Origin of the sequence: Microbacterium hydrocarbonoxydans, from assembly GCF_011752045.1 — a bacterium.
Taxonomy (GTDB): Bacteria; Actinomycetota; Actinomycetes; order Actinomycetales; family Microbacteriaceae; genus Microbacterium.
Genome location: NZ_JAAKXW010000002.1, coordinates 339,371 through 364,940, shown reverse-complemented (window position 1 = coordinate 364,940; position 25,570 = coordinate 339,371). Strand labels below are relative to the sequence as shown.

The 25,570-nt window shown below is 71.3% G+C and carries 20 protein-coding genes; 8 read left to right on the top strand and 12 right to left on the bottom strand.

Features of this window, described 5'->3' with window-relative positions; all coding sequences use genetic code 11:
* Positions 1 to 99: 99 nt before the first annotated feature.
* The gene (locus tag G6G98_RS10010) at positions 100 to 1,020 is read right to left on the bottom strand and encodes a LysR family transcriptional regulator (RefSeq protein WP_164234652.1); all 921 of its coding nucleotides are present in this window, start codon (positions 1,018 to 1,020) and stop codon (positions 100 to 102) included.
* A gap of 138 nt (positions 1,021 to 1,158) precedes the next feature.
* Between G6G98_RS10010 and G6G98_RS10005 the strand changes: the two genes are divergently transcribed.
* A complete protein-coding gene (locus G6G98_RS10005; protein WP_164234653.1) occupies positions 1,159 to 4,614 on the top strand; it encodes a proline dehydrogenase family protein in 3,456 nt (1,151 codons plus the stop codon).
* Between the two features lie 113 nt (positions 4,615 to 4,727).
* On the opposite strand, the gene G6G98_RS10000 is transcribed toward G6G98_RS10005, so the two are convergent.
* Positions 4,728 to 6,476 (bottom strand): glycoside hydrolase family 3 protein, encoded by a 1,749-nt coding sequence (locus tag G6G98_RS10000; protein WP_164234654.1) that lies wholly within the window; start codon positions 6,474 to 6,476, stop codon positions 4,728 to 4,730.
* 13 nt (positions 6,477 to 6,489) lie between these two features.
* The gene (locus G6G98_RS09995; protein WP_067347783.1) at positions 6,490 to 7,764 is read right to left on the bottom strand and encodes an MFS transporter; all 1,275 of its coding nucleotides are present in this window, start codon (positions 7,762 to 7,764) and stop codon (positions 6,490 to 6,492) included.
* Between the two features lie 130 nt (positions 7,765 to 7,894).
* On the opposite strand from G6G98_RS09995, the gene G6G98_RS09990 reads away from it, so the two are divergent.
* Positions 7,895 to 8,935 carry a LacI family DNA-binding transcriptional regulator gene (locus tag G6G98_RS09990; protein ID WP_164234655.1) on the top strand — a complete coding sequence of 347 codons (1,041 nt, stop codon included), beginning with the start codon at positions 7,895 to 7,897 and terminating at the stop codon, positions 8,933 to 8,935.
* An 18-nt stretch (positions 8,936 to 8,953) separates the two neighbouring features.
* On the opposite strand, the gene G6G98_RS09985 is transcribed toward G6G98_RS09990, so the two are convergent.
* The 6 genes from G6G98_RS09985 to G6G98_RS09960 all read right to left on the bottom strand — a co-directional run bounded on the left by G6G98_RS09985 (position 8,954) and on the right by G6G98_RS09960 (position 15,441).
* On the bottom strand, positions 8,954 to 10,066 hold the full coding sequence (locus G6G98_RS09985; protein WP_208321465.1) for an ABC transporter permease: 1,113 nt from the start codon (positions 10,064 to 10,066) through the stop codon (positions 8,954 to 8,956).
* The gene (locus tag G6G98_RS09980) at positions 10,063 to 10,956 is read right to left on the bottom strand and encodes an ABC transporter ATP-binding protein (RefSeq protein WP_067347774.1); all 894 of its coding nucleotides are present in this window, start codon (positions 10,954 to 10,956) and stop codon (positions 10,063 to 10,065) included. Before G6G98_RS09980 ends, G6G98_RS09985 begins: the two co-directional genes overlap by 4 nt.
* Before the next feature lie 106 nt (positions 10,957 to 11,062).
* Entirely contained in the window at positions 11,063 to 12,214 is a 1,152-nt protein-coding gene (locus tag G6G98_RS09975) for a hypothetical protein (RefSeq protein WP_067348426.1), read from the bottom strand.
* Between the two features lie 58 nt (positions 12,215 to 12,272).
* The gene (locus G6G98_RS09970) at positions 12,273 to 13,445 is read right to left on the bottom strand and encodes a benzoate/H(+) symporter BenE family transporter (RefSeq protein ID WP_164234656.1); all 1,173 of its coding nucleotides are present in this window, start codon (positions 13,443 to 13,445) and stop codon (positions 12,273 to 12,275) included.
* A gap of 17 nt (positions 13,446 to 13,462) precedes the next feature.
* A complete protein-coding gene (locus G6G98_RS09965; RefSeq protein ID WP_067347768.1) occupies positions 13,463 to 14,170 on the bottom strand; it encodes a response regulator in 708 nt (235 codons plus the stop codon).
* Positions 14,167 to 15,441, bottom strand: a complete 1,275-nt coding sequence (locus tag G6G98_RS09960; RefSeq protein ID WP_067347764.1) for a sensor histidine kinase — start codon at positions 15,439 to 15,441, stop codon at positions 14,167 to 14,169. Before G6G98_RS09960 ends, G6G98_RS09965 begins: the two co-directional genes overlap by 4 nt.
* Before the next feature lie 166 nt (positions 15,442 to 15,607).
* On the opposite strand from G6G98_RS09960, the gene G6G98_RS09955 reads away from it, so the two are divergent.
* The 5 genes from G6G98_RS09955 (at position 15,608) to G6G98_RS09935 (ending at position 20,384) form a co-directional block, all read left to right on the top strand.
* Entirely contained in the window at positions 15,608 to 16,048 is a 441-nt protein-coding gene (locus G6G98_RS09955; protein WP_067347761.1) for a VOC family protein, read from the top strand.
* 1 nt (position 16,049) lies between these two features.
* The gene (locus G6G98_RS09950; RefSeq protein WP_067347759.1) at positions 16,050 to 16,748 is read left to right on the top strand and encodes a winged helix-turn-helix transcriptional regulator; all 699 of its coding nucleotides are present in this window, start codon (positions 16,050 to 16,052) and stop codon (positions 16,746 to 16,748) included.
* 27 nt (positions 16,749 to 16,775) lie between these two features.
* On the top strand, positions 16,776 to 17,402 hold the full coding sequence (locus G6G98_RS09945; RefSeq protein ID WP_067347756.1) for a dihydrofolate reductase family protein: 627 nt from the start codon (positions 16,776 to 16,778) through the stop codon (positions 17,400 to 17,402).
* Positions 17,403 to 17,544: 142 nt separating this feature from the next.
* On the top strand, positions 17,545 to 19,725 hold the full coding sequence (locus tag G6G98_RS09940) for an MSCRAMM family protein (RefSeq protein WP_164234657.1): 2,181 nt from the start codon (positions 17,545 to 17,547) through the stop codon (positions 19,723 to 19,725).
* Between the two features lie 26 nt (positions 19,726 to 19,751).
* Complete coding sequence (locus tag G6G98_RS09935; protein WP_067347751.1) at positions 19,752 to 20,384, top strand: cyclase family protein; 633 nt, start codon at positions 19,752 to 19,754, stop codon at positions 20,382 to 20,384.
* Positions 20,385 to 20,387: 3 nt separating this feature from the next.
* On the opposite strand, the gene G6G98_RS09930 is transcribed toward G6G98_RS09935, so the two are convergent.
* Positions 20,388 to 21,191 (bottom strand): Cof-type HAD-IIB family hydrolase, encoded by an 804-nt coding sequence (locus G6G98_RS09930; RefSeq protein WP_067347748.1) that lies wholly within the window; start codon positions 21,189 to 21,191, stop codon positions 20,388 to 20,390.
* 37 nt (positions 21,192 to 21,228) lie between these two features.
* The gene (locus G6G98_RS09925; protein WP_067347745.1) at positions 21,229 to 22,074 is read right to left on the bottom strand and encodes an exodeoxyribonuclease III; all 846 of its coding nucleotides are present in this window, start codon (positions 22,072 to 22,074) and stop codon (positions 21,229 to 21,231) included.
* A gap of 92 nt (positions 22,075 to 22,166) precedes the next feature.
* Here G6G98_RS09925 and G6G98_RS09920 point away from each other — a divergent pair, with 92 nt between their 5' ends.
* Complete coding sequence (locus tag G6G98_RS09920; protein ID WP_208321464.1) at positions 22,167 to 23,270, top strand: NAD(P)/FAD-dependent oxidoreductase; 1,104 nt, start codon at positions 22,167 to 22,169, stop codon at positions 23,268 to 23,270.
* A gap of 111 nt (positions 23,271 to 23,381) precedes the next feature.
* Here G6G98_RS09920 and G6G98_RS09915 read toward each other — a convergent pair whose 3' ends face one another.
* Positions 23,382 to 25,562: a malate synthase G gene (locus G6G98_RS09915; RefSeq protein WP_164234659.1), complete on the bottom strand. Its 2,181-nt coding sequence runs from the start codon at positions 25,560 to 25,562 to the stop codon at positions 23,382 to 23,384.
* Between the last annotated feature and the right edge of the window lie 8 nt (positions 25,563 to 25,570).

Here is a 25,570-nt window from a genome sequence, read left to right as displayed (position 1 = left end):
CGCTGAGACCCCCACATTTCGCCGAGACCCCGGGCTGTTCGCGCGAACAGCCCGGGGTCTCGTCGCTGAGACGGGGTCTCGGCGAGCATGTGACGGGGCTCAGTCCGGCAGGATCAGCCCCGCGGCATCCGCGAGCGCCCGCCGTACGGCCCTGATCGACGGGGCGGCCGCCGAGACGCGCCGCGCCGAGGAGAAGATCTCGCGGCGCGGCGCCCCCGGCAGCGGCAGCAGGTCGACCGTGGGGGCGTCGCCGGCCCAGACCAGCTCCGGCAGCAGCCCGACGGCGAGCCCGGCGCGGATCAGGCGGATGTGCGTGGTGAGGTCGGCGACCTCGAAGTGCACGTCGGGCTCGAAGCCCGCCGTCCGGCACAGCTGCTCGGCCCAGGCGCGCGAGGCCGTGCCCCGCGGCTCCAGCACCCACGGCTCCTCCCGCGTCGCCCAGAGGGCCGCCGTGACGTCCTCGGGTGTGGAGCGCGCCTCCGCTCCGACCGACCTCCGGGCGAGGGCGATCGCGTCGTGCGTGAGCACCACCCGGTCGAGGTCGGCGTTGATCGGCCGGGTGTGACCCGGGTACTGCTCCGCGAGCATGAGGTCGAAGTCGCGGCTCGCGACGCCGACGAGGCTGGACTCCGGGTCGCTCTCGGTGACGTCGACGCGGAGCGCCGGATGCTGCGCCTGCAGGGCGAGCAGCGCGGGCGGGAGCAGCGCGTGCGCGGCCGTCTGGAACACGGCGATGCGCACCGTGCCGGTGACCTCGGTGAGCGACTCGGCGACCGCGACCTGGGCGTGCTCGAGCTGATCGAGGATGCCGATCGCCTCGGCCACGAGCACGTTCCCCTGCGGGGTGAATTGCACGCCCCGGCCGACGCGTCGCAGCAGCGGGGCGCCCACGTCGCGCTCCAGCGCGCTGAGCTGCTGCGACACCGTCGCCTTGCTGTAGGAGAGGGCGTCGGCGACAGCGGAGAGCGTGCCGCGGCGGGAGAGCTCGACGAGCATCCGCAGCCGGTTGACGTCCAGCATCCGGTCCTCCCGATTGTTCAGTCTGACCGAACGGAAATCATGCAGATCGGTTGATAGACGTAGCCTACTGGCCGGCCGGAAAATGATCGAGACGCACACGACCCGGGTGTGCGCCCCCTGAACCCGGAAGGCCCGCCGATGTCCGTCGTCGACACCACCACTCCGCGCACCGAAGAGGTCGCCGCCCTCGTCCAGCGCTGGCTGACGGAGAGCGAGACCCATCCGGTCGAGCCCGCAGCGCAGCGTCTCTCGGAGGTCCTGAAGGACCCGAACGGCCTCGCCTTCACCGTCGGCTTCGTCGACGGCGTGATGCGCCCCGAGGACCTGTCGGTCGCCGGTCGCAAGCTCGCCGACCTGTCTGAGATCACCCCGAGCCTGCTGCCCGGCTACCTCCGTCTCGCCATCAAGGCGGGCGGGTTCTGGGCGCCGAAGCTCCCCGGCGTGGTCGTGCCGATCTCCCGTCGCGTGCTGCGCGCCATGGTGGGCCACCTCGTGCTCGATGCCACCCCCTCGAAGCTCGGGCCGGCGATCGCGAAGCTCCGCAAGACCGGCAACCGGCTGAACCTCAACCTCCTCGGCGAGGCCGTGCTCGGCGAGCGCGAGGCCGGCCGCCGCCTGAAGGGCACCTACGAGTTCCTCGCCCGCGACGACGTCGACTACGTGTCGATCAAGGTGTCCAGCGTCGTCAGCCAGCTCTCGATGTGGTCGTTCGACGAGGCCGTCGCCGACGTCGTCGAGAAGCTCACCCCGCTGTACGAGCTCGCGGCGAAGGCCGAGGCCCAGGGCAAGGCGAAGTTCATCAACCTCGACATGGAGGAGTACCGCGACCTGGACCTCACCATCGCGGCCTTCACGACGATCCTCGACCAGCCGCAGCTGAAGGACCTCGAAGCCGGCATCGTGCTGCAGACCTACCTGCCCGACGCCCTCGGCGCCATGCAGCATCTGCAGGAGTGGGCCGCCGCCCGCCGGGCGAAGGGCGGGGCGCCGATCAAGGTGCGTGTCGTCAAGGGCGCGAACCTGGCGATGGAGGAGGTGGACGCGAAGGTCCACGGCTGGCCGCTCGCCACCTACGGCACGAAGCAGGACTCCGACACGAACTACAAGCGCGTGCTCGACTGGGCGATGACACCCGAGCGGCTGGATGCCGTGCGCATCGGCGTCGCCGGCCACAACCTCTTCGACATCGCCTGGACCTGGCTGCTCGCGAAGGCCCGCAACGTGACGGATGCCGTCGAGTACGAGATGCTCCTCGGCATGGCGACCGGTCAGGCCGAGGCCGTCCGCAAGGACGTGGGCCGCCTGCTCCTCTACACGCCGGTCGTGAACCCGGCCGAGTTCGACGTCGCGATCGCGTACCTCGTGCGCCGGCTCGAGGAGAACGCGAGCCAGGAGAACTTCATGTCTGCGGTGTTCGAGCTCGCCTCGAACCCCGCCCTGCTCACCCGCGAGCGTCAGCGCTTCGAGCGCTCGCTCGCCGCACTCGAGGTCGACCGCTCGGTGCCGGCGCCCAACCGGGTGCAGGATCGCACGACCGAGACCACGGATGCCGTCACGACGGGCTTCGAGAACCAGGCGGACACCGACCCCGCGCTCGCCGCCAACCGGGCCTGGGGCCGCGAGATCCTCAGCCGCTCCGCGTCGACGCGACTCGGCGTGGACGCCATCGCCTCCGCGCGCATCGAGACGGCCCCGCAGCTCGACCAGGTGTTCGCCGCGGCGACCGCCGCCGCGGAGAAGTGGGCCGCACGACCGGCATCCGACCGCGCCGCCGTGCTGCACCGCGCCGGCGACGAGCTCGCCGCCCGCCGAGGGCAGCTGCTCGAGATCATGGCCCATGAGGCCGGCAAGACCATCGCCGAGGCCGACCCGGAGGTCAGCGAGGCGATCGACTTCGCGCACTACTACGCGGAGCGCGCCCTCGCCCTCGAGGCCGTCGCGGGAGCCGAGTTCGTGCCGTCGAAGGTGACCGTGGTCACCCCGCCGTGGAACTTCCCCGTCGCGATCCCCGCCGGCGGCGTGCTGGCCGCACTCGCCTCGGGCTCCGCCGCCGTCATCAAGCCCGCCAAGCTCACCCAGCGCTGCGGCGCCGTGATGGTCGAGGCGCTGTGGGCCGCCGGCGTGCCGCGCGACCTGCTCGCCCTCGTCGACCTCTCCTCCCGCGAACTCGGCACGCAGCTCGTGTCGAGCCCGTCGGTCGACCGGGTCATCCTCACCGGCGCCTACGAGACCGCGCAGCTGTTCCGCTCCTTCCGGTCCGACCTGCCGCTGCTCGCCGAGACCAGCGGCAAGAACGCGATCATCGTGACGCCGTCGGCCGACCTCGACCTGGCAGCCGCCGACGTCGCCCGCAGCGCCTTCGGCCACGCCGGCCAGAAGTGCTCCGCGGCCTCGCTGGCGATCCTCGTCGGCTCGGTCGCCGACTCGAAGAGGTTCGAGCGCCAGCTCGTCGACGCCGTGCAGTCCATGCGGGTCGGCCTTCCGCAGGACCCGGCCACGCAGATGGGCCCGATCATCGAGCCCGCGAGCGGCAAGCTGCTGAAGGCGCTCACCACGCTCGACAAGGGGGAGCGCTGGCTCGTCGAGCCCCGCAAGCTCGACGCTGACGGGAAGCAGTGGACGCCCGGAGTGAAGACGGGCGTCGTCGCCGGCTCCACGACGCACATGACCGAGTTCTTCGGCCCGGTGCTCGGGATCATGCGCGCGAAGGACCTCGACGAGGCCATCCGGCTGCAGAACGCCGTCGACTACGGTCTCACCGCCGGTCTGCACTCCCTCGACTCCGACGAGGTGGCGACCTGGCTCGACCGTGTCGAGGCCGGCAACCTCTACGTCAACCGCGGCATCACCGGCGCCATCGTGCAGCGCCAGCCGTTCGGCGGCTGGAAGCGCTCCGCCGTCGGCGCCGGCGCCAAGGCCGGTGGCCCGAACTACCTGTTCGGCCTCGGCGAGTGGGCTCCGGCCGATCTCCCCGCTGCTGCTCCGGGTGCCGCCGTGGCCCCCGCCGTCGAGAAGCTGCTGAAGGCGGCCGGCGGCGCGCTCGACCCGGTCGAGTCCGAGTGGCTGCACCGCGCGGCGGTCTCGGACGAGCGAGCCTGGGTCGACGAGTTCGGCGCCGTCACCGACGAGTCGGGTCTCGGCGTGGAGCGCAACGTCTTCCGCTACCGCCCGGTCGCGGTCGACGTGCGCATCTCCGAGCAGGCGCCGCTGGTGGACGGCATCCGCGTCCTCGCCGCAGCTCTCCGCAGCGGCAGCCCGTTCACGGTCTCCGCTCCCGCGCTGCCCTCGGCGGTCGAGAAGGCGCTGCGCGCCGCCGGCGTGACCGTGACCCACGAGAAGGACGCAGCCTGGGTCAAGCGGTTCGCGAAGGAGCAGTCGAAGGCCGCGCACACCTGGCGGCGCGTCCGCCTGGTCGGCGGAGACTCGGCTCCGCTGTTCGAGGCGCTCGGCGGCATCCCGGATGTCGCGGTCTGGTCGCACGCCGTGACCGGTGCCGGCCGCGTCGAGATCCTCCCGTTCCTGCACGAGCAGGCCGTGTCGATCACGAACCACCGCTTCGGCAACCCGACCGCGCTCTCCGAAGGCGTGATCTGAGGCACACCTCCCGCTGAGCGCCGAGACCCCTGGATAACCCCGAGACCCCCAGCTGCCGACGTCGGCAGCTGGGGGTCTCGGCGATACGGCGGGGTCTCGGCGATCAGGGCGGGTCAGACCGCGACCGACGCCCCGGTGCGGATGCCGTGGCCGAACCGGAAGCTCGGCTCCGCCGTGTCGAAGGGCACGTCCTCGCGGGACGCCTCGACCGCGGCCATCGACGACGGGATGTCGAAAGGCAGCGTCCCGGTGAACGGCGCCATGCCGCTCAGGGCGTCGAGCACGACCGCGTCGCTCGCCCCGAAGTCGCCGACGACGCTCGTCGCGATGTCGACGAGGGGCGCGAGCACCGCGGGCCGCTCGAGGAAGACCGCGACGTGCACCGGCGCGATCGCCGCGTACGCCTTCAGCTGAGCGAGCTCCGCGGGGGAGAACTCCAGGCTCCCGCCGCGGAAGAAGTCGCCGAGCGAGCCGCGCCCCTCCTCGTAGGGCGCGTCGCGGCGCACCACGATGGCATCCGCCTGGGAGGGGTCGTCCACGATCTCGTTCGGGAGACCCGCGCCCGCGGCGGTCAGACCGTCGAGGAACAGCCGGGCCGTCGGTGCGATCGGCGCGGGATCCTTCTGCGAGATGAGAACGAGCGAATCGCGCTGCGCCTGGCGGCCGGCCTCGAGCAGCTCGGGGGCGCCGCAGATCGCCCCGGCGGTGTCGACGTCCACGCGCCGGTGCTCGAAGGCGCCGAGGCGGAACTTCTCGCGCAGCAGCCGGCGGACCGACTCGTCCAGCCGGGACTCCGCGATCTGCCCGCTGTCGACGAGCTCCTCGATCAGCGCCGGGTTGCGGTCGCCGCCGAACTGGTCGACGCCCACGGCGAGGGCGATCCCCGCGCGCTCCACCGCCGTGCGGTCCTCGAGGCCCCAGCCGTTCGGGCCGAACTCGATGTCGCCCATCGGCGTGGACTCGAGGAGGTTCCAGTCGGTCACCACGATGCCGTCGAAGCCGAGGCGGCGACGCAGGATGTCGCGCACGACCGGCTCGCTGAACGCGAAGCCGACCTCGGGCCAGTCGGTGCCGACCGGCTTGCCGTAGTACGTCATCACCTGCGTCGCTCCGGCCGCGAACGCCTTCACGAACGGCTCGATGTGCAGCTCCTGCCGCCCGCCCGGGTACACCTGCTCGGGGTAGCGCGGGTCGTGCGCGTCGTCGCCGCGGAGCTGCGGTCCGCCGCCGGGGAAGTGCTTCACCACGGCGGCGACGGAGCCGGCGCCGAGCTCCGGGCCGCCGCGGAGCGCCTCGATGAAGGCGACCGTGAACTCGGCGACGCGGGAGGGGTCCTCGCCCCAGGTGCCGAATCCGCGCGACCAGCGCGGCTCGCTGAAGATGTCGGCCATCGGGCCGAGGTACACCCGGATCCCCATCGCGAGGAACTCGCGGCGGATCGCCTCGCCGTAGGCGCGCGCGGCCTCCGCCGTGCCGATCGCGGCGATCCCGGTGGTCTCCGGCCAGCGGGAGAGGCTGTCCAGCGCCTGGCCCGTGAACGGGTTGTCGCGGAACCCGTGGCGCGGGTCGGAGGAGAGCGTGATCGGGATGCCCAGGCGCGTGCTCTCCGCCATCTCCTGGATGGTGTTGTGCCAGCGGGCGACGGCGGCGGAGTCCTCGCCGCCGAGCACGTTGAAGTGGGTGATGCCGCGGTTCACGACGTCCTCCTCGGCTGCGGCGAGGGCGGCCGGAGCGTCCGGGGTGTCGCCCGGCTGGGTGGAGGGGTGGAACATGAGCGCGGCCTTCTCGGCGACGGTCATGCGCGAGAGCAGGTCCTCGACGCGGCGTTCGACGGGCAGTGCGGGGTCGAGATAGTCGGCCATGCGTGCGGTCTCCTTACTTGGTCGACTTGATCATCGCCAGCGGCACGAGGCCCGCGAGCGACAGGATCGCGCCGGTGATCAGCAGCGCGGGGTAGTTGCCCTGTCCGCCGCCGATGCCGAGCAGGACCGGCGCCACGAACGGCATGATCGAGTAGGGCAGGGTGTACGCGATGTTCGTGACGCCGAGGTCGCGGGCCGAGGAGTTCGGATCGTTCATCGTCGCGATGGCGAGGCCGATGTACGTGCCGGAGAGGATGCCGGTGCCGATGCCGGAGGCGATGACCACGGCGATCAGGTACGGCGTCACCTCGGTGGTGAAGGACAGCATGGCGGTGCCGAGGGCGATGACGACGCCGGCGGAGCCCATGAGCACCTTGCGGCGACCGGTGCGGTCGTTGAGCCATCCTGCGACGGGGGCGATGACGGTGGCGATGACGCCGGGGATGACATAGGCGAGGGTGATCACGCCGCCCATCTCGTCCTCCGTCACGTTCACGCGGTCCTGCAGGATGTACACGGTGTAGGTGCCGACGACGGCGATGCCGCAGGAGACGAGGAACATCGTCACGAGGAACTTCGCGAAGTCGGGGGACCTGCGCGGGTCGACGTAGAAGCTGCCGAAGAACTCGGCGATGCCGAACGGCTGCGGCGCGAGGTCGCGCGAGTCGTCGCCGCGCAGGAGCCACATCAGGATGCCGCAGAAGACGAGCGCGATCAGGACGGGGAGCCCGAACTGGGCGAGCATGTTCGTCGGGAACCACTGCACGAAGAACACGCCGATGACGAGCGAGGCGGAGGAGGCCATGCCGGAGAGCGCGCCGACGAGACCCTGCTGTGCGACCGGCACGCGGTCGGCGACCACGGCGAGGGCGGCCGCGATCGATGCGTTGATGAACGCCTGCATCACGAGCCAGCCGAGCAGCAGCATCGGGAAGGAGCCGCTCAGCGCGATGATGAGCGCGCCGACCATCGTGCCGGCGAGGCCGATCACGATCCAGGGGCGGCGGCGGCCGAATCGGCTGCGCGTGCGGTCGCTGAGCCGGCCGAAGAAGGGGTTGGCGAGAAGGGCGACGAGCGTGCCGAGACCGGACGCGATCGAGTAGCTCGTGGTCTTGCCCTCGGGGTCGATCTCGGAGATGCGCAGCGCGATGGTGACGGATGCCGGAAGCATGATCGACATCCAGATGCCGAAGAGCGCCAGGGCGTAGATGACGATGAACAGCGGGCCGACGCGGTCGGCGAGGACGGCCGCGTCAGGCCGGGGTTCGTTGCGGGTGGTGTCGGTCACGGCGTGACTCTCCTTTGAGCGAGGGGGATGCGCTTCGGGTGCGCGATCCGGAATCGTTACCGGAAACGATTCCGGTAGGTTTTCACATAGAGTACGAGCACGGAGAAGACTTCGTCAAGAGGGAGGATGCATGGCAGCCGCAAGGGCGACGCTCGCCGACGTCGCACGGGAGGCCGGTGTCGGCCTCGCGACCGTGTCGCGAGCGCTCAACGGACGGCCCGACGTCAGCGCCGAGACCACGGCGCGCGTGCGCGAGGTCGCCTCCGCTCTCGGCTACCGGCCGTCGGGCACCGCGCGGGCGCTGCGCCGCGGATCCTTCTCGGCGCTGAGCGTCATCGTGCCCGACTCGGACTGGGGCTGGTGGGAGCCGGTGCTCCGCGCCGCGGCATCCGCGGCGGGAGAGGCCGGCATCCACCTCTTCGTGCATCCTGTCGGCACCGTCGAGGGCGGACCGGAGAGCCTCATCGAAGGGCTTGCGGACGTGCCCACCGAGGGCGTCATCGCGATCAGCGTGCCCGATCAGCAGGCCATCCGCGCGGCATGCGACCGGATCGGCCTTCCGGTCGTCGCCATCGACGACAGCACGCACTCGCTGCATCTGCCCACCGTCACCGTGGACAACCGCGCGGGCGCGCGGGCGATGACCGAGCACCTCATCGAGCGCGGCCACCGCAGGATCGCCTTCGTCGGCGCCGCCCTCGAGGAGCTGAGCGACTCGTGGGGCGAGGGCCTGTTCATCGAAGAGCGCCTCGCGGGCCATCGCGAGGCGCTCGAGGCCGCCGGCATCCGCTCCGACGATCTGGTGCTCGCCTGGGGCGGCGTGGGCAGCGAGGGCGCCGAGATCGTGCCCCCGCTCGATGACCTCCTCGCTGCAGGCACCGTGCCGGACGCGATCTTCTGCGTCGCCGATCTCGTGGCGCCGCCGGTGCTGCGCACGCTCGCGGCGCACGGGCTGTCGGTGCCGGCCGACGTCGCGGTCGCCGGATTCGACGACGAGCGGGCCGCGCTGCTGACGAGTCCGCAGCTGACGACGATGCGGCAGCCGTACGACGACATGGGGCGCCTCGCCGTCGATCTGCTGCGCAGGGCGATCGCGGGGGAGGACCTGCCGGTGCGCCGGCACACCCTCCCCGCGACCCTCGTGGAGCGGAAGTCCACGGAGCGGTCGTAGCGCCCCGCCCGGCTCGGGTCAGCCGCGCAGCGCCTCCGCGAGCTTGACGCGGGCGCCCATGCGCAGCAGCGAGTTCTCGTAGATCTTCGCGCCCAGGATGATCGCCACCACGCAGCCGGCGAGCAGGATGACGAGGGAGAGCAGGGGCTCCCACCACTGCGCCTCGCCGACGAAGAGCCGCATCGGCATCCCGACCGGCGCCGAGAACGGCACGTACGACATGATCGTCAGCACCAGCGGGTTGTCGTTGAAGAGGATGACGAGCAGGTAGGGCGCCATCACGAGCATCATGATCGGCGTGGTGGTCGAACCGATGTCCTCCATGCGCGACACCAGCGCCGCCGCTGCGGCGTAGAGCGCCGCCAGCAGCACGAAGCCGAACAGGAAGAACACGGCGAACCAGATGATCGGGGCGCCGAGGCCGGAGAGCACCTCGTCCTGGTCGGTGACGATGAGCCCGACCGTGGCGATCGCGGCGAGGGCGAGGATCTGCGCCATGGCGAGGACCGTGTTGCCGACGACCTTGCCGGCGAGCAGGGTGCGGGCGGGGATCGCCGAGAGCAGCACCTCCACCACGCGTGTCTGCTTCTCCTCCACCACGCTCTGCGCGATGGTCGCGCCGAAGGTCGAGGCGGCCATGAAGAAGACGAGGCCGAAGCCGATCGCGATGAAATAGCGCAGCAGGGGGTTCGTCGTCGCCGGTTCCAGGATCTCGACGGCGGGTGACAGCGACAGCCCGGAGACGAGGGCGCCGGGGGCGTCCTCGAGCGCGACGACCGTGTATCCGGTCGGCCCGTCGCCGGGCAGCACCGCCGCCTCGACCTCCTCATCGCGCACCAGCCGTTCGGCCTCGGCGCGGTCGGCCACCTCCGTGGTCTTCACGTTCGGCAGCGCTTCGACGACGGATGCCGTCTCCGAGGTCACGGCGACCGCCGTGGCCTCAGGGTTCTTGCTCGTGAAACCCCCGATGAGGATGCCGGCGAGGGCGATCAGCAGCAGGATGCCGGTCGAGATGAGGAACGTCTTGCTGCGCAGCTTCGACGTGATCTCGCGCTCCGCGACGAGCCAGATGCCGCCGGAGGCGGAGAGCGGGGAGCCCGAGTTCTTCGAAGGGCGGGCGGGGGTGCTCACTGGATGACCTCCTTGAAGATCTGGGCGAGGGACGGATGCTTGGGGGCGAAGCTGGCGACGTCGCCGCGCTCCACCGCGCTGCGCAGCACGCGCTGCGCCGTCTCCGGGCCGTCGGCGTCGAACAGGGCGTAGCCGCCCTCGAAGTCGAGCACGGTGACTCCCTGCTCGGTGCGCAGCCACCCCGCGTCCCCGGCGGAGACGAGCTCGTAGCGGTCGCTCGCGTGCTCGGCGCGGAGGCCGTCGCGCGAGCCCGCCGCGCGGATGGTGCCGCCGGCGAGGATGACGAGGTCGTCGCAGAGCCGCTCGACGACGTCGAGCTGGTGCGAGGAGAAGAGGATCGCAGCGCCCTGCGCCGCGCTCGCCTGGAGGACCCCGGCGACGACGTCGACGGCGAGCGGGTCGAGTCCGGAGAACGGCTCGTCGAGGATGAGCACCTCCGGCTCGTGCACGAGGGCGGCGGCGATCTGCGCGCGCTGCTGGTTGCCGAGGGAGAGCGACTCGATGGTGTCGTTCAGCCGGGCTTCGAGCCCGAGCTCGGTGAGCAGCGCGGTGGCGCGGGCCGTGGCATCCGTCCTCCCGAAGCCGTGCAGGCGGGCGAGGTAGACGATCTGCTCGAGCACCTTCATCTTCGGGTAAAGGCCGCGCTCCTCGGGCATGTAGCCGAAGCGCCGGCGGTCCTCCGTGGTGACCGGCCGGTCGTCGAGGTCGACGCTCCCGCCGTCTGCGGAGAGCAGCCCGAGGACGATCCGCATGGTCGTCGTCTTGCCTGCGCCGTTGCCGCCGACGAACCCGGTCAGGCGCCCGGGCGCCACCTGGAAGGACACGTCGTCGAGCACACGCCGTGAGCCGTAGCTCTTGGTGATGCCGGTGAGTCGCAGATCTCCTGTCATGCCCTTCACGCTACGGATGCCGCGGGGCGGGGGCATCCCCCGTGCGGCTGATCCGGAAGGCGGATGCCGCGGGCGGTGCGGTCCGCCGTGCGGGGGACATGCAGTCTCAGCGCGTGAGCAGCAGGGCGAGCATCCCGAGCGCCACGGGGAAGAGGGCCACCGCGCCGAGGACGGCGACGATGATCCCGACGATCAGCCAGGGGCTCCGGCGCTTCAGTCGCTGCCCGGGCGGCGCGACTCCGGGTGGCGGGGTGAGCAGCGCTGTCGGCGCGGCGAAGGGCAGCGCGGGCGGCGCTCCAGCGATCGGTGCCGGCGTGACCCCGCGCAGCCGGTCGTCGCGCCAGCGCGCCCACTGGTCGAGCTTGGACAGCAGCGCGGCGACGGCGCCGAACAGCCAGGCCCAGGTGGCGGGGTCGAGGCTCGAGGCTGCCCGGCGCGTGTACAGGAAGAGCCAGTCGTCGACGATCTCCACGTCGAGCTCGGCGGCGTGGTCGATGAAGCGCGCCATCACGTCGGGTGTGAAGAGGTACAGCGCATCGGTCTCGTAGCCGGCAGGGCAGTACAGCGAGAAGTACCGGTCGAAGTCGCCCTCGAGCGAGAGCCGCTGATCGCCCTGGAAGCCGAGCGCCATGGCGCTGCCGAGCGCGTTGTTGCCGAGGGCGTCGAGGACGATGTGCGGCAGCGGCACGTCGAGCTTCACCGCGACGTAGCCCCAGTGGTGGGTCCGGCGGTCGTCGCCGCTCCCTGTCGTGTACTGGTAGTTGCCGAACTCGACGAACCTCGGCTTCTCCCCGCGCAGCACGTGCGTGGACCGGCGGCCGGACCCGTGCCCGAAGAGCATCCCGGGCAGGGGAGGGGCCTCGATGGAATCGATGTACGTCAGGGCGTTCGAGGCGGCGAACTGTGCGAGACGGTAGTGGGCGACCCTCTGCGCGCGCAGCGAGCTGCGGATCAGCAGCACCGCGCCGACGACGACGCCGCCGACGAGCAGCAGCGCGAGCACGCCCGCCGCGAACAGGCCGCCGACGCCCCCGAGCATGTAGCCGAGGCCGAGCACGGTGATCGACAGGATCGGCACGACGAGCAGCAGCATCGCTCCGAGTGCGATGACCCAGCCCACGATCTGGAGGGCGGATGCCGAGGAGGCGGCAGGACGGCGCGCTCGGGTGAACGCGTCGACGGCGGCATCGTCGACGGGGTCGGTGAGCGCCCGGGCGTCGAAGTAGCCGAGGGGAGCGCCGGCGGCGGGTGCGGTCACGCGTCTACGGTAACCCGAGGGCGTGAGCGCGAGCCCCTCCTTCCGGCGCATCCGCTCTTCAGCGCCGCCCCGCGTGCAGCACCACCCGCACCATCAGGCCGGCGACCAGCGCCCAGAAGGCGGCGCTGACGCCGAGGAGGGAGATGCCGGATGCCGCCACGAGGAAGGTCACCACGGCGGGGACGCGCTCGCCGGGGTCGTCGATCGCCTGCTGGACGGAGGAGCCGAAGGCCCCGAACAGCGCGAGGCCTGCGACCGCGGGGATCACCGCATCCGGTGCCAGGAGCACGAGGGCGGCGAAGGCGGCGGAGAGGCCGCCGAGCACGAGGTAGGAGACGCCGGTCGAGACGCCGGCCACCCAGCGCCGCCGCGGGTCGGGATCGGCGTCGGGTCCTGCGGCGAGGGCCGCGCTGATCGCGGCGAGGTTGATCGCGTGCCCGCCCGCGGGGGCGCCGAGCGCCGTGCCGAGCCCGGTGACGAGCATCGCCGGGCGCCACGGCACCTCGTACCCGAAGCTGCGCATGATGGCGACGCCCGGCACGTTCTGCGACGCCATCGTCACGATGAACAGCGGCAGGGCGATGCCGACGGCCGCGCCCGCAGTGAACGTCGGGGTGGTGAGCTCTGCATGCGGCAGCAGCAGGGCCGGGTCGACGGCGGCGCTCTCGCGGATCAGGGAGACGCCCACGACGACGGCCGCGGCGGCGAACGCCAGGGGCACGGCCCACCGGGGTGCGATCCGCGCGAACACGAGCCAGGTCAGCACGACCGGCACGACTCCCCACGGGTTCTCGACGAGGCCGGTGATCGGCGCGAGGCAGAGCGGGAGGAGCACACCGGCGAGCATCGCCTGCGCGATCGACGGCGGGATGCGGGCGATCAGGGCCCCGAGCGCCGGCCAGAGGGCGGTGAGCAGGATCAGCGCCGCCGTGAGGAGGAACGCGCCGATCGCCGCCGGCCAGCCGCCGTCGACGGCGCCGGTCGCGGCCAGCAGCGCGGCTCCGGGCGTCGACCAGGCGACGGTGATCGGCATCCGGTACCGCCAGGCGAGGATCACGCAGGCGAGTCCCATCGTGATGCTCGCCGCGAGGAGGCCGCCGGCCGCCTGCGCCGAGCTCGCGCCGACCGCGGAGAGTCCGGTGAGCACCACGGCGAAGGAGCTCGTGAAGCCGACGAGCGCCGTGACCACGCCCGCCATGATCGGTCGGGAGAGCGGTGCGGCCTCGGGCATGCCTTCGAGGCTAGCGGTCACGCCGATGCGAGGCCCATCCGGTGCGCGAGCACCACGGCCTGCACCCGGTCGCGGGCGCCGAGCTTCTGAAGGATGCGCGAGACATGGGTCTTCACCGTGGCCTCCCCGATGAACAGCGCGCCGGCGATCTCCGCGTTGCTGCGGGCGTCGGCGAGGAGGGCGAGCACCTCCGCCTCGCGCTCGGTGAGCGGCTCGGCGAGTCCTGGATGCGCTCCGGTCGCAGTTCGGCCCGGTCCGGAGGGGGCTGCACCGGCAGGGGGTGCGACCGGAGCGGGGGCGGATGCCGCGGCGAAGCGCGACAGCACCCGGCGAGTGACCTCGGGCGCGAGCATCCCGTCGCCGGCGGCGAGCGCGCGGACGGCGGCGATGAGGTCTTCCGGGCCCGCGTTCTTCAGCAGGAAGCCGCTCGCCCCGGCATCCAGCGCCCGGTACAGGTAGTCGTCGCGGTCGAAGGTCGTGATGATCGCGATCGCGGCCTCCACGGCCGGGTCGGCGACGAGCATCCGCGTCGCCTCGATGCCGTCCATGTCGGGCATCTGCACGTCCATCGTGATCACATCGGGGCGGAGAACGGATGCCTGCTCCACCGCCTCCGCGCCGGTCGACGCCTCGCCGACCACGGTGATGTCGGGCTGCGTGTCGAGGATCGTGCGGAAACCGGCACGGAGCATCGCGTGGTCGTCGACGAGGAGCACCCGGATCATGAGAGCGTCCCCTCGGCCGCGCGGGGGATCGGGGCGTGCGGCTCGGGCTGCAGGGGCACCCGCGCGCGCACCCGCAGGCCGCCGGGCGTGCGCGGCGTGATCTCGAGGGTGCCGCCGGATGCCGCGGCCCGCTCCCGCATTCCCAGCTGACCGAGGCCGGGACGCAGCGCGCCCACGGCGCGGCCGGTGTTCACGACCTCGACCTCGACGCCGTCCTCGTCGTAGCGGACGCGCACGTCGGCGGTGGCGCCCGGCCCCGCGTGCCGGCGGGCGTTCGTCAGGGACTCCTGCGCGATCCGGTACAGGTTCACGGCCACGACGGAAGGCACGGGGACCGGGTCGCCGATCACCGCGTACTCGGTGGGGAGCCCGGCCGCGGTCGACGCCTCGGCGAGGTCGGCGATGTCGGCGAGGGTGACGGTGGAGGCGGCATCCGAGGAATCGCCCGGCGTGCGCAGGGTCTCCAGCAGCTGGCGGAGCTCGCGGATCGCGTCCCTGGCCGAGCTCTCGATCCCGGCCAGGATCCGCCGGGACTGCTCCTGATCCTGGTCGAGCACGAGACGCGCGGCCCCGGCCTGCACGCCCATGACCGACACGTGGTGGGCGACGACGTCGTGCAGCTCCCTGGCGATGCGCACGCGGTCGAGGGCGACGGCCTGCGCCGCGGTGACCTCGCGCTCGCGCTCCAGCTCGATCGTGCGCTGTTCCAGCACGCTGCGCTGCACGGCGGCGTGCCAGGAGCGCTCGCCGAAGTAGTACGCCCCGCCGAAGTACAGCACGTTCAGCAGGATCTGGATCATCATGAAGGCGACATACGGCGAGAAGGCGCCGGCGGCGACGTCGGCCTTGTCCGCCTCGCTGATCGCGTCGCGGTACATCGTGATGATCAGCCAGATGAACATCCCGACGATGATGCCGACGCGCACGACGAGCGCGCGGCGGCGGTCGTTCATCCAGGCGCCGACCGTGTACAGGCCGACGAACATGGCGATGTTGCCGACGTAGATCTCCGGCACCTTGATCGTGACGGCGGCGAAGTACGCCAGCGCGGTGATGATCGCGACGATGCCCGGCCAGCGGCGGCGCACGGCGAGCGGAGCGGTGATCACGGCGGCGTACACGAGGGCGGTCCACAGTTCGGCCTGCTCGTCGCCGTAGACCTCGGCGATCGACGAGAGCGCAGCGCTGAGCACCGCCCCGGCGAACATCACCGCCGCCAGCACGAGGTCGCTGCGCAGCTCGCGCGGGGTGGGCGTGCGGGTGAACGGCATGCCTCCCACGGTACGGGGGCCGGATGCCGGGGGCATCCCCCGCAGGGCGGATCGCGGCTCGGGGCTTGCTATTGACAAGCGGGCTTGTTTTTTGCAAGTATCGCCTCATCGGGTCGACGACAGCGCCGTCCCAGACATCGAGAACGACATCGACAAAGGAGCACGCATGTCCACCAAGGTCTTCGTCAACCTGCCCACCACCGATCTCGAGCGCGCCAAGGCGTTCTACACTGCGCTCGGCTGCGAGATCAACCCGCTCTTCACCGACGAGAACGCCGCGTGCGTGGTGTGGAGCGAGGACGTCTACTTCATGGTCCTCAAGCGCGAGTTCTTCGCCACGTTCACCGACAAGCCGATCGCCGACCCGAAGGAGGTCTGCCAGGTCTCGGTGTCGTTCGCGAAGGACTCCCGCGAGGACGTCGACGCCATCGCCGAGAAGGCCCTCGCAGCCGGCGGCTCCGAGCCCAAGCCCGCGCAGGACTACGGCTTCATGTACTCGCGCGACATCGACGACCCCGACGGCAACTCGCTGGGCTTCCTCTACATGACCCCCGAGGCCGTGGAGAACGGTCCGGAGCACGTCGCGGAGCAGAGCGCCACGGCCTGACATGGCGGCGCGCGGCTACGGCCAGTACTGCGGTGTGACGACGGCCGTCGAGCTGATCGGGGAGCGATGGGCGCTGCTCATCGTCCGCGATCTGCTCGTCGGGCCGCGTCGCTACACCGATCTCAAGCAGGGCCTGCCGCGCATCCCCACGAACATCCTGTCCACGCGCCTGAAGGAGCTGCAGGAGGGCGGGGTCGTGCGGCGCATCCCGCTGCGACGCGGCCTCGCCTACGAGCTCACCCCCTACGGGCAGGCGCTCGAACCCGTTATCCTCGAGCTCGGACGGTGGGGCTTCCAGACCATGGGCGACCCGGAGGAGGGCGACGTGGTCACCCCCGATTCCCTCACGATGGCGCTGCGCACGGCCTTCCAGGCGGATGCCGCCGCAGACGGGGCGCTGGATGCCGAGTACGAGCTGCACGTCGGCGAGGTGGCTCTGCGCGCCTCGGTGCAGGGCGGCACCCTGACGGTCTTCCGGCTCGCCCCACCCGAGCCGGTGGGCGGCCCAGGGCCTGAGGGTGAGCCGGATGCCGTGATCGTCGCCGGTCCCGGCATCCGCCGTCTGATCGGGGGAGAGATCACGCCTGCCGAGGCTCTGGAGCAGGACGTGCTCGCCGTGGTGCGCGGCGATCTCGGCCACCTGGAGTCGTTCGCGACGACCTTCCACATCGCCCCGATCGACGAAAGACTGAGTGCGTAACGAACCGACTGCGTAAGGAGCATCACCATGACCGGTCGCATCCTGATCGATCTGTTCACCACCCTCGACGGCGTCGCCCAGGGGCCCGGCGGCACCGAGGAGGACACCTCGGGCGGCTTCCGCTTCAGCGGCTGGCAGGCCGGCCACCCCTCCTCGGGCGTCGGCGAAGAGGTGATGAAGGGGATGCAGGGCCTCGACGCGCTGCTCCTCGGCCGCCGCACCTACGACATCTTCGCGGCGTACTGGCCGCATCACACCGACGGGCCCTCGGGGGAGATCGGCCGGCTCTTCGACCGCGTGCCGAAGTACGTGGCCTCCCGCGACGCCGGCATCGCGCTCGGCTGGCAGGGCTCGACGCGGGTCGGCGACGATCTCGCCGCCGAGATCGCCGAGATGCGTGAGCGGCACGGCGAGGTGCACGTGATCGGCAGCCTCGACTTCGTGCACACCCTTCTCGCCGAGGGGCTCTTCGACGAGCTGAATCTGTGGGTCTACCCGATCCTGCTCGGCGCCGGCAAGAAGGTCTTCGACGACCACGCTCTGCCTTCGGTGCTGGAGCTCCTCGCCCCTCCGGTCGCGGACGACGGCGGCGTGACACTGCTCCGATACCGCCGCACCGATCGGGTGCCGGAGGTCGGCACCTTCGAGGACTGATATCGCTTTCATCAAGACGCTCGACGGAAACCCCGGGATCCCCTAGATTCGGAAGGCACATTGCCGCGATCGGCAGGGTGATCTGCTGATCGGCGCGCACTGAGGGGTGCCGCGCCCCGACCCGTGGGGGAAGAAGATGTCGATGCGTGGTGCGCTCCGGCGCAGGATTCTGGGCGGTGCGATCGCCGGACTGGCGGCTGCGGCCCTGATGCTGGGTGGGTCGGTGTCGGCAGTGGCCGAGGAGCCGGTCCCGGGGACTGGCTCGATCCGCGGAGTCGTGACCAGCGAGACCCACGGGCAGCCCGTCGAGGGTGTGTCGGTGGCGGCTTGGAGCGAAGACGGCAGTTGGGCCTCGGCGACGACGGATGCCGCGGGCGCCTATGTCCTGGAAGGGCTGGCGCCCTCGGACTACAAGGTCGAGTTCACCGAGCCCCCGGCACCTCTCGTCGGTGAGTTCTACAACGGCGTTCACTGGAGCTGGGAGGCGCAGTTGGTTCCCGTCGGTGCCGGAGAGGACGTGACGGGCATCGATGCATCGCTCGAGCTGGGCGGTTCCATCGAAGGTCGGGTGACGCGGGATTCGGATGGCGCGCCCGTGCAATCCGGGATCGTTCAGGTATCGGGTTCTTCAGGTGGTCACGGTTCCGCGTTCACGGATGCGAATGGCGAGTACGTGATCTCCGGGCTCATGCCCGGGGAGTACCGGGTGGAGTTCCTCGGCGACTCGGGCCTGGCCGGCGAGTACTTCGACGGCGCGCGGTCGTGGGTGGACGCCCAGCTCGTGGTGGTGAACCCGGGCGAAACGACCTCTGGCATCGATGCGGGACTGGCGCAGGGCGGATCGATCTCGGGCATTGTGACGCGTGAGGGCGACGGTTCGCCCGTCGAGGGTGCATATGTGCACGTCGTCGACCAGAGCGGCTCCGCCTATTCCAGCGCCGTGACCGACGAGGGCGGCTTCTACCGTGTGGATTCCCTGGTCGCGGGTGAGTACACCGTCACCTTCCGGCCGGGCGTCGACGATGGACTCGCCGTGGAGTACTGGGACGGCGTCCACAGTGCGGGACAGGCGACGAGTGTCGCGGTGGCGCCCGGCGAGGACTCATCGGGTATCGATGCGTCGCTTGTCGAGGCGGCGACGATCAGCGGAACGGTGACGCGGGGGAGCGATGGCAGCCCTGTCGAGGCCAGTGTGACAGTCGGTGGCGAGTACACGACGACCGACGAGCACGGGAACTACTCGGTGAGAGTGGCTCCCGGTGAGTACACCGTCCACTTCCAGCCCTTCGACCAGTCCCTTCTCGCCGAGTACTGGCAGGACGCACGGGCGGAAGCCGACGCCACGCGCTTCTCAGCCGGAATCGGCGCGCAGGTCACAGGGATCGACGCGCAGCTGACGTCGGCCGCGCAGATCACCGGGACCGTCTCCACCGGCGGTGTCGAGATCTTCGAGGGCTCCGTCTCCGCTTGGAGCGGGGACGAGTTCGGTGGCATGGCATGGCTGAACGAAGACGGCACGTACACGATGTACGTCGCGCCGGGAACCTACACGATCGAGGCCTACGCGACTGCGCGCGAGGGAGCGCTCGTCACCGAGTACTACGAGTCGGCCGTGAGGCGCGCTGACGCCACCCCGATCACCCTTGCCGGAGATCAGACGATCTCAGGAATCGACTTCACACTCGAGCGCGGGGCGGACATCCGCGGAGCTCTCTCCGCGGAGGGGGTCGCCGGCGGCGAGGTCCAGGCGCACGTGACCGCATACCGCTGGAGCGGCGAGGAATGGCAGGCGATCCAGAGCATCCTCACCGGAGCAGGGGACTATTCGTTCAGCGGTTCCTTCGAGGACGTTCAAGCCGGGAGGCTTCCCGCGGGGACCTACACGATCGGCGTCCAGGCCGAGGGATTCTGCGACCTCTACTACGGTGGCGCGACATCGCTGGCCGACGCCGAGACCTTCGAGCTCTCGGCAGGGCAGACGTACTCCGGCATCGACGTGGAACTGTCGCGCGAGTGTCCCTCACCAGGCGTCTCCGCGGGTGTCCCCGTGATCGTGGGCGAGCCCCGCATGGGTCAGGTGCTCACGGTCCTGCCCGGCGACTGGGGCCCTTCGGGCGTCGAACTCCACTACCAGTGGCTGGCGGACGGTGAGCCCATCCCGGGTGCGCAGAGTGACATTCTGCAGGTGACGGGGCGTCTCCGCGGAGCCCGCATCAGCGTCGTCGTCACCGGAACCCTTGCCGGGCACATCCCCGCCGAGGCAGCATCTGCCGTGCTGGCGCCGGTCTATGCGGGTCCGAAGCGCGACGTGCCGGTCGGCTGATCGACCGCACGGTGCATGATGGCAGGATGCTGCGCGATCTGAGCCACCCGATCCGGGACGGCATGATGGTCTACCCCGGAGATCCCGCTGTCACGGTGAGCCCCGCGCTCACCGTGACAGCGGACGGCGCCGCGGTCGCTCGCCTCGGCCTCGGATCGCACACCGGCACCCACGTCGACGCGCCCGCGCACACGATCGCCGGCGGCCGCACCCTCGCCGACGTCTCACTCGATGCACTCGTCGGCGAGGCCGTCGTGCTGCGACCGCCGAACACCGAACCAGGGCACGCCATCCGCTGGGACGACCTCGCCGCCCCCGATGACCTGCCCTCGATCGTGATCGTCGACACCGGCTGGGCGCGCCTCTTCGGCACGGAGCGCGCACTGCGGCATCCGTTCCTCGACCCGGACGCCGTCCGCGAGCTCATGCGCCGCGGGATGCGTGTGCTCGCCGTCGACACCCTGAGCCCCGACCCGACGTCCGGCGCCGGCTTCCCCGTGCACGAGATCGTGCTCGGCGGTGACGGGCTCATCGTCGAGAACCTCTGCGGGCTCGATGACCTCCCCACGAGGATCCGCGTCGGCTTCTTCCCGCTGCGGCTCGAGGGCGACGGGGCTCCGGTCCGCGCGGTCGCGTTCCTCGACGCCGTCGCCGGCTGAGGGTCAGCCGAGCATCCGCTCGATCACCCGCGCCACACCGTCGTCGTCGTTCGACAGGGCCACCTCGTCGGCGGCGTCGAGCACGATCGGCTCGGACCCCGCCATGGCGACGCCGTGCCCCGCCCAGCGCAGCATCTCGACGTCGTTGAGCGCGTCGCCGAAGGCGACCACGTCGGCGCGGTCGACGTGCAGGTGCTCGCAGAGCCGCGCCAGCCCGGTCGCCTTGGTGACGCCCTCGGCCATCACCTCGACGAAGGGGGCGCCGGACAGCGTCGCCTCGAAGCCGGTGAGACCGAGGTCGCGGAGGTTGTCGAAGAGCACGGACGGCGCGAGCTCCGGATGCCGGATCACGAGCTTCAGGCTGGGAGCGGCGAGCACGTGCTCCAGGTCGACCCCGCCCATCGTGCGCGGGTGGCGCTTGTGGTCGGCGTAGTCGGCGATCTCCGCGTAGCCGTGCTGTGCGACGAAGGTCTCGCCGCCCTCGCGCACGCTCGCGAACAGCAGTCCGGGGATGCTCGCACGCAGCGCCTCGGCCAGCGTGCGGATCGTGTCGGCCGGCAGCTCCTCGGCGAACAGCATCCGGCCGTCCGCGAGGTTCGTCGCGTACGCGCCGTTGCCGCACAGCGCCCAGTCGTCGAAGCCCGCCTCGGCGGCGATCGCCCGCAGTCCTATGGGCTGGCGGGCCGTCACGGGGACGACGTGGATGCCGCGGGCGCGCGCCGCATCGAGCGCGCGGCGGGTGCGCGGCGTGACCGCGGCCGCAGAGTCGAGGAGGGTCCCGTCGAGATCGGTCGCGATCAGCCGCATTTCGTCTCGCTCCGCTCGCTCAATGACCGGAAGCCGGTCAGGAGAAGATCATCGGCAGGTCGTCGTCCTCTGCGGCCGAGCCGAAATCGAGGTCGACGACCACAGGGACGTGGTCGCTGGGCTGCTCGCCCTTGCGCTCGTCGCGGTGGATGGACGCGCCGGTGACGGCATCCGCCAGCGTGCGCGACCCGAGGATGAAGTCGATGCGGATGCCCTCGTTACGGGGGAACTTCAGGCGCTGGTAGTCCCAGTAGGTGTAGCCCTCCGGCAGCAGCGGGCGCACGACGTCGCTGACGCCGGCATCGGCGAGGGCGAAGAACGCGGCGCGCTCCTGCGGGGAGACGTGGGTGGAGCGGCCGACCACGATGTCGGGGTCGCCGTTGTCGTGGTCGAACGGGATGATGTTGAAGTCGCCGACGAGCGCGAGCGGCAGCTCCGGGTTCGCCGAGAGCTCCGCGGCCGTCGACTTCTTCAGCTCCTCGAGCCAGTGCAGCTTGTAGGCCAGGTGCGGGTCGTCGAGCGAGCGGCCGTTGGGCACGTACAGGCTCCACACCCGCACGCCGTCGACGATCACGCCGAGAGCGCGCGCCTCGAGCGGAGCATCCGGCCCCTCGTGCCCCTTCGCGAAGCCGGGCATGCCGGCGAACGAGGTCTGCACGTCGGTGATGGGCAGGCGGCTCGCGATGGCGACGCCGTTCCACTGGTTCAGGCCGTGCACCTCGACGTGATAGCCGGCCTCCTCGAACGGGCCGTACGGGAACTGCTCCGGCTTGCACTTGATCTCCTGCATCGCCAGCACATCGACGTCCTCGCGGACGGCGAACTCGACGGTGCGGGCGACACGGGTGCGGATGGAGTTGACGTTCCAGGTGGCCAAGCGCATGAGTCCAGCCTAGAGGCGGGTGCGGACACCGGATGCCGGGCGTCGGCCCCCTCCGCCAGAATGGGGCCGACCGCCGGTCGAGAGGAGCGCACGTGCAGAGAGTCATCGTCATCGGGGCCGGCATCGCCGGGGCCGCCGTCTTCTTCGCACTCGCGCGCCGCGGCGCGGACGTCACGCTCGTCGACGACGGCGCGGCGGGCCAGGCGACAGCCGCGAGCGCGGGGATCATCCAGCCCTGGTCTTCGAGCGCGACCGGCGCTTACGTCGACCTCTACATGGCCGGCGCCGCGTACTATCCGGAGCTCCTGTCGCAGCTCGCCGCTGCCGGGATCACCCGCACCGACTACCGCCGCTCCGGCGGACTCATCGTGCACCGCGACCCGGCGGAGCTCGACGCGGCGGAGGCGCTCCTCGAAGACCGCCGTGCCGAGCACGGGGAGGCGATGGGCCGGGTCGAGCGGATCGGAGGCGCCCGCGCCCGTGAGCTCTTCCCGCCGCTCGCCGAGGGACTGGACGCGCTCCTCGTGGAGGGCGGCGGTCGCGTCGACGGGCGGACGCTCTGCGACGCGCTGATCGCCGCCGGCCGCGCCCTCGGCGGAACGGTGCGCGGCGGAGCGGCGGCGCTCCGCGGTGACACCGAGGTCGTCGTCGACGGGGAGACCCTCTCGGCGGATGCGGTCGTCGTGGCGACCGGCGCGTGGACGCATGCCCTGTTCACCGGCCTCGGGCTGGACATCCCCGTGCAGCCGCAGCGCGGCCAGATCACGCACCTGCGCGTCGAGGGTGTGGACACCGCGGCCTGGCCGAGCGTGTTCCCGCTCTCGCATCATTACCTCGTCGCCTTCGATCACGGCCGCGTCGCCGTCGGCGCGACCAGGGAGAGCGAGGCCGGGTTCGACGCGCGCGTCACCGCGCAGGGTCAGCTCGAGGTGCTGCGGGATGCGCTGTCGGTGGCGCCGGGGCTCGCCGACGCCACGGTCATCGAGACGCGCGTCGGACTGCGGCCGCTCGCCGACGGAGGCACGCCCGTGGTCGGCGCGGTGCCCGGCATGCCGGGGCTCTTCGTCGCCACCGGCTACGGCGCCGGCGGGCTCACGATGGGCCCTCTGCTCGGCGACCTCCTCGCCAGGAGCGTACTCGGCGAGAGCATCCGGATGCTGGATGCGACGGCCCCGCGACCGGCATCCGGAATCTGATCCAGACCCCGGGGACTGCACCGCGCCCCGATCGCAGAGACGCGCTTCCCTCGCACGAATCCGGAAGATTCCTGCGAGGGAAGCGCGATTCTGAGGTCGAAGAGCCGAGATTTAGGCCTTGGCGGTCTGCTCGGCCTTCTTCTCGCGGCGCAGGCCGTGCAGCAGCGGCTCGGTGTAGCCGCTCGGCTGCGCTGCACCCTCGAGGATGAGGCGGCGGGCGGCCGTGTAGGCGATGCCGGGCTCGCCGCCCTCGGGGAAGGCGAGCGGCTCGTAGTTCGGATCGCCGGCGTTCTGCTCGTCGACGACCGGAGCGAGGCGGCGCAGGCTGTCATCGATCTGCTCGACGGTGATCACGCCGTGCTCGAGCCAGTTCGCCAGCAGCTGGCTGGAGATGCGCAGGGTGGCGCGGTCCTCCATGAGACCGACGCCGTTGATGTCCGGCACCTTCGAGACGCCGACGCCCTGGTCGATCCAGCGCACCACGTAGCCGAGGATCGACTGCACGTTGTTGTCGATCTCCTCCGCGACGATCTCCGGAGTCAGGTCGCCCTCGCCGGCCAGCGGCGGCACCAGCAGCGCGTCCAGGGCCTCGTCGCCGACGGCAGGGAGGGTGGCGCGAACGGCGAAGGGGTCGACCTGGTGGTAGTGCAGGGCGTGCAGCGTCGCTGCGGTCGGCGACGGCACCCACGCGGTGGAGGCGCCGGACTGCGGGTGCGCGATCTTCTTCTGGAGCATGTCGTGCATGAGGTCGGGCTCCGCCCACATGCCCTTGCCGATCTGGGCACGGCCGTCGAGACCGGCGGCGAGGCCGATGGCGACGTTGCGGTCCTCGTAGGCCTTCATGAACGGCTGCGCCTTGATCGCGGCCTTCGGCAGGAACGGGCCGGCGTGCAGCGAGGTGTGGATCTCGTCGCCGGTGCGGTCCAGGAAGCCGGTGTTGATGAAGACGACGCGGTCGGATGCCGCGGCGATGCTGGCGGCGAGGTTGGCCGAGGTGCGGCGCTCCTCGTCCATGATCCCGACCTTCATGGTGCGGGCGGGGAGCCCGAGGAGCTCCTCGACGCGGCCGAACAGCTCGGCGGCGAAGGCGACCTCCTCCGGGCCGTGCATCTTCGGCTTCACGATGTACATCGAGCCGGTGCGCGAGTTGCGGCCGGCGTCCGGGCCCTCGAGCTCGGGCAGGGAGCCCAGTGTGGTCATGATCGCGTCGAGGATGCCCTCGAAGATCTCCCCGCCGTCGCGGTCGAGCACGGCGTCGGTGCGCATCAGGTGGCCGACGTTGCGGATGAACAGCACGGCGCGGCCGGGAAGCGTGATCTCGCTGCCGTCCGCCGTCGTGTAGGTGCGGTCGGCGGCGAGGCGACGCTCGAACGTGCGGTCGCCCTTGGTCACCGTCTCGGTGAGGGTGCCGTCCATGAAGCCGCGCCAGTTGCGGTAGCCGAGGGCCTTGTCGTCGCCGTCCACCGCGGCCACGGAGTCCTCGAGGTCGAGGATCGCGGTGAGCGCGGACTCGAGGATGATGTCCTGGACGCCGGCGGCATCCGTCGATCCGATCCGTCCGGCGCGGTCGATGAGGATCTCGGCGTGCAGGCCGTTGTGCACGAGCAGCACGGCGGAGGGAGCATCCGCCTCGCCGGTGTACCCGACGAAGCTCTCGGCGGTCTTGAGGCGGCGCTCGCCGTCGGCGGTGTCGATGACGAGGCCGTCGGCGTCGACCCGGTACGCGGTCGCCGCGGTGTGCGAGCCCTCGGTCAGCGGGGCGATCTCGTCGAGGAACTCACGGCCCCAGGCGACGACCTCGGCGGCGCGGGCGAAGTTGAACTCGCGGCCAGGGGCGAGCTCGCCCTCCTGACTGATCGCGTCGGTGCCGTACAGGGCGTCGTAGAGGGATCCCCAGCGCGCGTTCGCGGCGTTCAGCGCGAAGCGGGCGTTGAGCAGCGGCACGACGAGCTGCGGGCCGGCCATGGTCGCGATCTCGGGGTCGACGTTCTCGGTGGTGACGGCGACCTGCTCGGGCGTCGGCACCAGGTAGCCGATCTCGGTGAGCAGGGCCCGGTAGGCATCGCGATCGGGCGTGCCCGGGTTCGCGCGATGGTACTCGTCGATGCGCTGCTGGAGCTCGTCGCGCTTCGCGAGAAGGGCGGCGTTGCGGGGGACGAGGTCGTGGATGATCGCACTCGCCCCGGACCAGAACGCGTCGACGTCGCGCCCGGAATCGGCGAGCGCCGCTTCGGCGAACTCGACGATCGGCGCGGCCACCGAGAGGTCGGCGCGGGAGAGATACGAGGTCATAGTTCCAT

Bases quoted from the DNA above. Each gene is read 5' to 3' on its own strand.
- G6G98_RS09915 (WP_164234659.1), bottom strand. From the start codon at position 25,562: ATGACCTCGTATCTCTCCCGCGCCGACCTCTCGGTGGCCGCGCCGATC.
- G6G98_RS10000 (WP_164234654.1), bottom strand. From the start codon at position 6,476: ATGGCCGACTATCTCGACCCCGCACTGCCCGTCGAACGCCGCGTCGAG.
- G6G98_RS09965 (WP_067347768.1), bottom strand. From the start codon at position 14,170: ATGATCCGGGTGCTCCTCGTCGACGACCACGCGATGCTCCGTGCCGGT.
- G6G98_RS09955 (WP_067347761.1), top strand. From the start codon at position 15,608: ATGTCCACCAAGGTCTTCGTCAACCTGCCCACCACCGATCTCGAGCGC.
- G6G98_RS09940 (WP_164234657.1), top strand. From the start codon at position 17,545: ATGCGTGGTGCGCTCCGGCGCAGGATTCTGGGCGGTGCGATCGCCGGA.
- G6G98_RS10005 (WP_164234653.1), top strand. From the start codon at position 1,159: ATGTCCGTCGTCGACACCACCACTCCGCGCACCGAAGAGGTCGCCGCC.
- G6G98_RS09970 (WP_164234656.1), bottom strand. From the start codon at position 13,445: ATGCCCGAGGCCGCACCGCTCTCCCGACCGATCATGGCGGGCGTGGTC.
- G6G98_RS09980 (WP_067347774.1), bottom strand. From the start codon at position 10,956: ATGACAGGAGATCTGCGACTCACCGGCATCACCAAGAGCTACGGCTCA.
- G6G98_RS09990 (WP_164234655.1), top strand. From the start codon at position 7,895: ATGGCAGCCGCAAGGGCGACGCTCGCCGACGTCGCACGGGAGGCCGGT.
- G6G98_RS09960 (WP_067347764.1), bottom strand. From the start codon at position 15,441: ATGCCGTTCACCCGCACGCCCACCCCGCGCGAGCTGCGCAGCGACCTC.
- G6G98_RS09930 (WP_067347748.1), bottom strand. From the start codon at position 21,191: ATGCGGCTGATCGCGACCGATCTCGACGGGACCCTCCTCGACTCTGCG.
- G6G98_RS09925 (WP_067347745.1), bottom strand. From the start codon at position 22,074: ATGCGCTTGGCCACCTGGAACGTCAACTCCATCCGCACCCGTGTCGCC.
- G6G98_RS09945 (WP_067347756.1), top strand. From the start codon at position 16,776: ATGACCGGTCGCATCCTGATCGATCTGTTCACCACCCTCGACGGCGTC.
- G6G98_RS10010 (WP_164234652.1), bottom strand. From the start codon at position 1,020: ATGCTGGACGTCAACCGGCTGCGGATGCTCGTCGAGCTCTCCCGCCGC.
- G6G98_RS09950 (WP_067347759.1), top strand. From the start codon at position 16,050: ATGGCGGCGCGCGGCTACGGCCAGTACTGCGGTGTGACGACGGCCGTC.
- G6G98_RS09935 (WP_067347751.1), top strand. From the start codon at position 19,752: ATGCTGCGCGATCTGAGCCACCCGATCCGGGACGGCATGATGGTCTAC.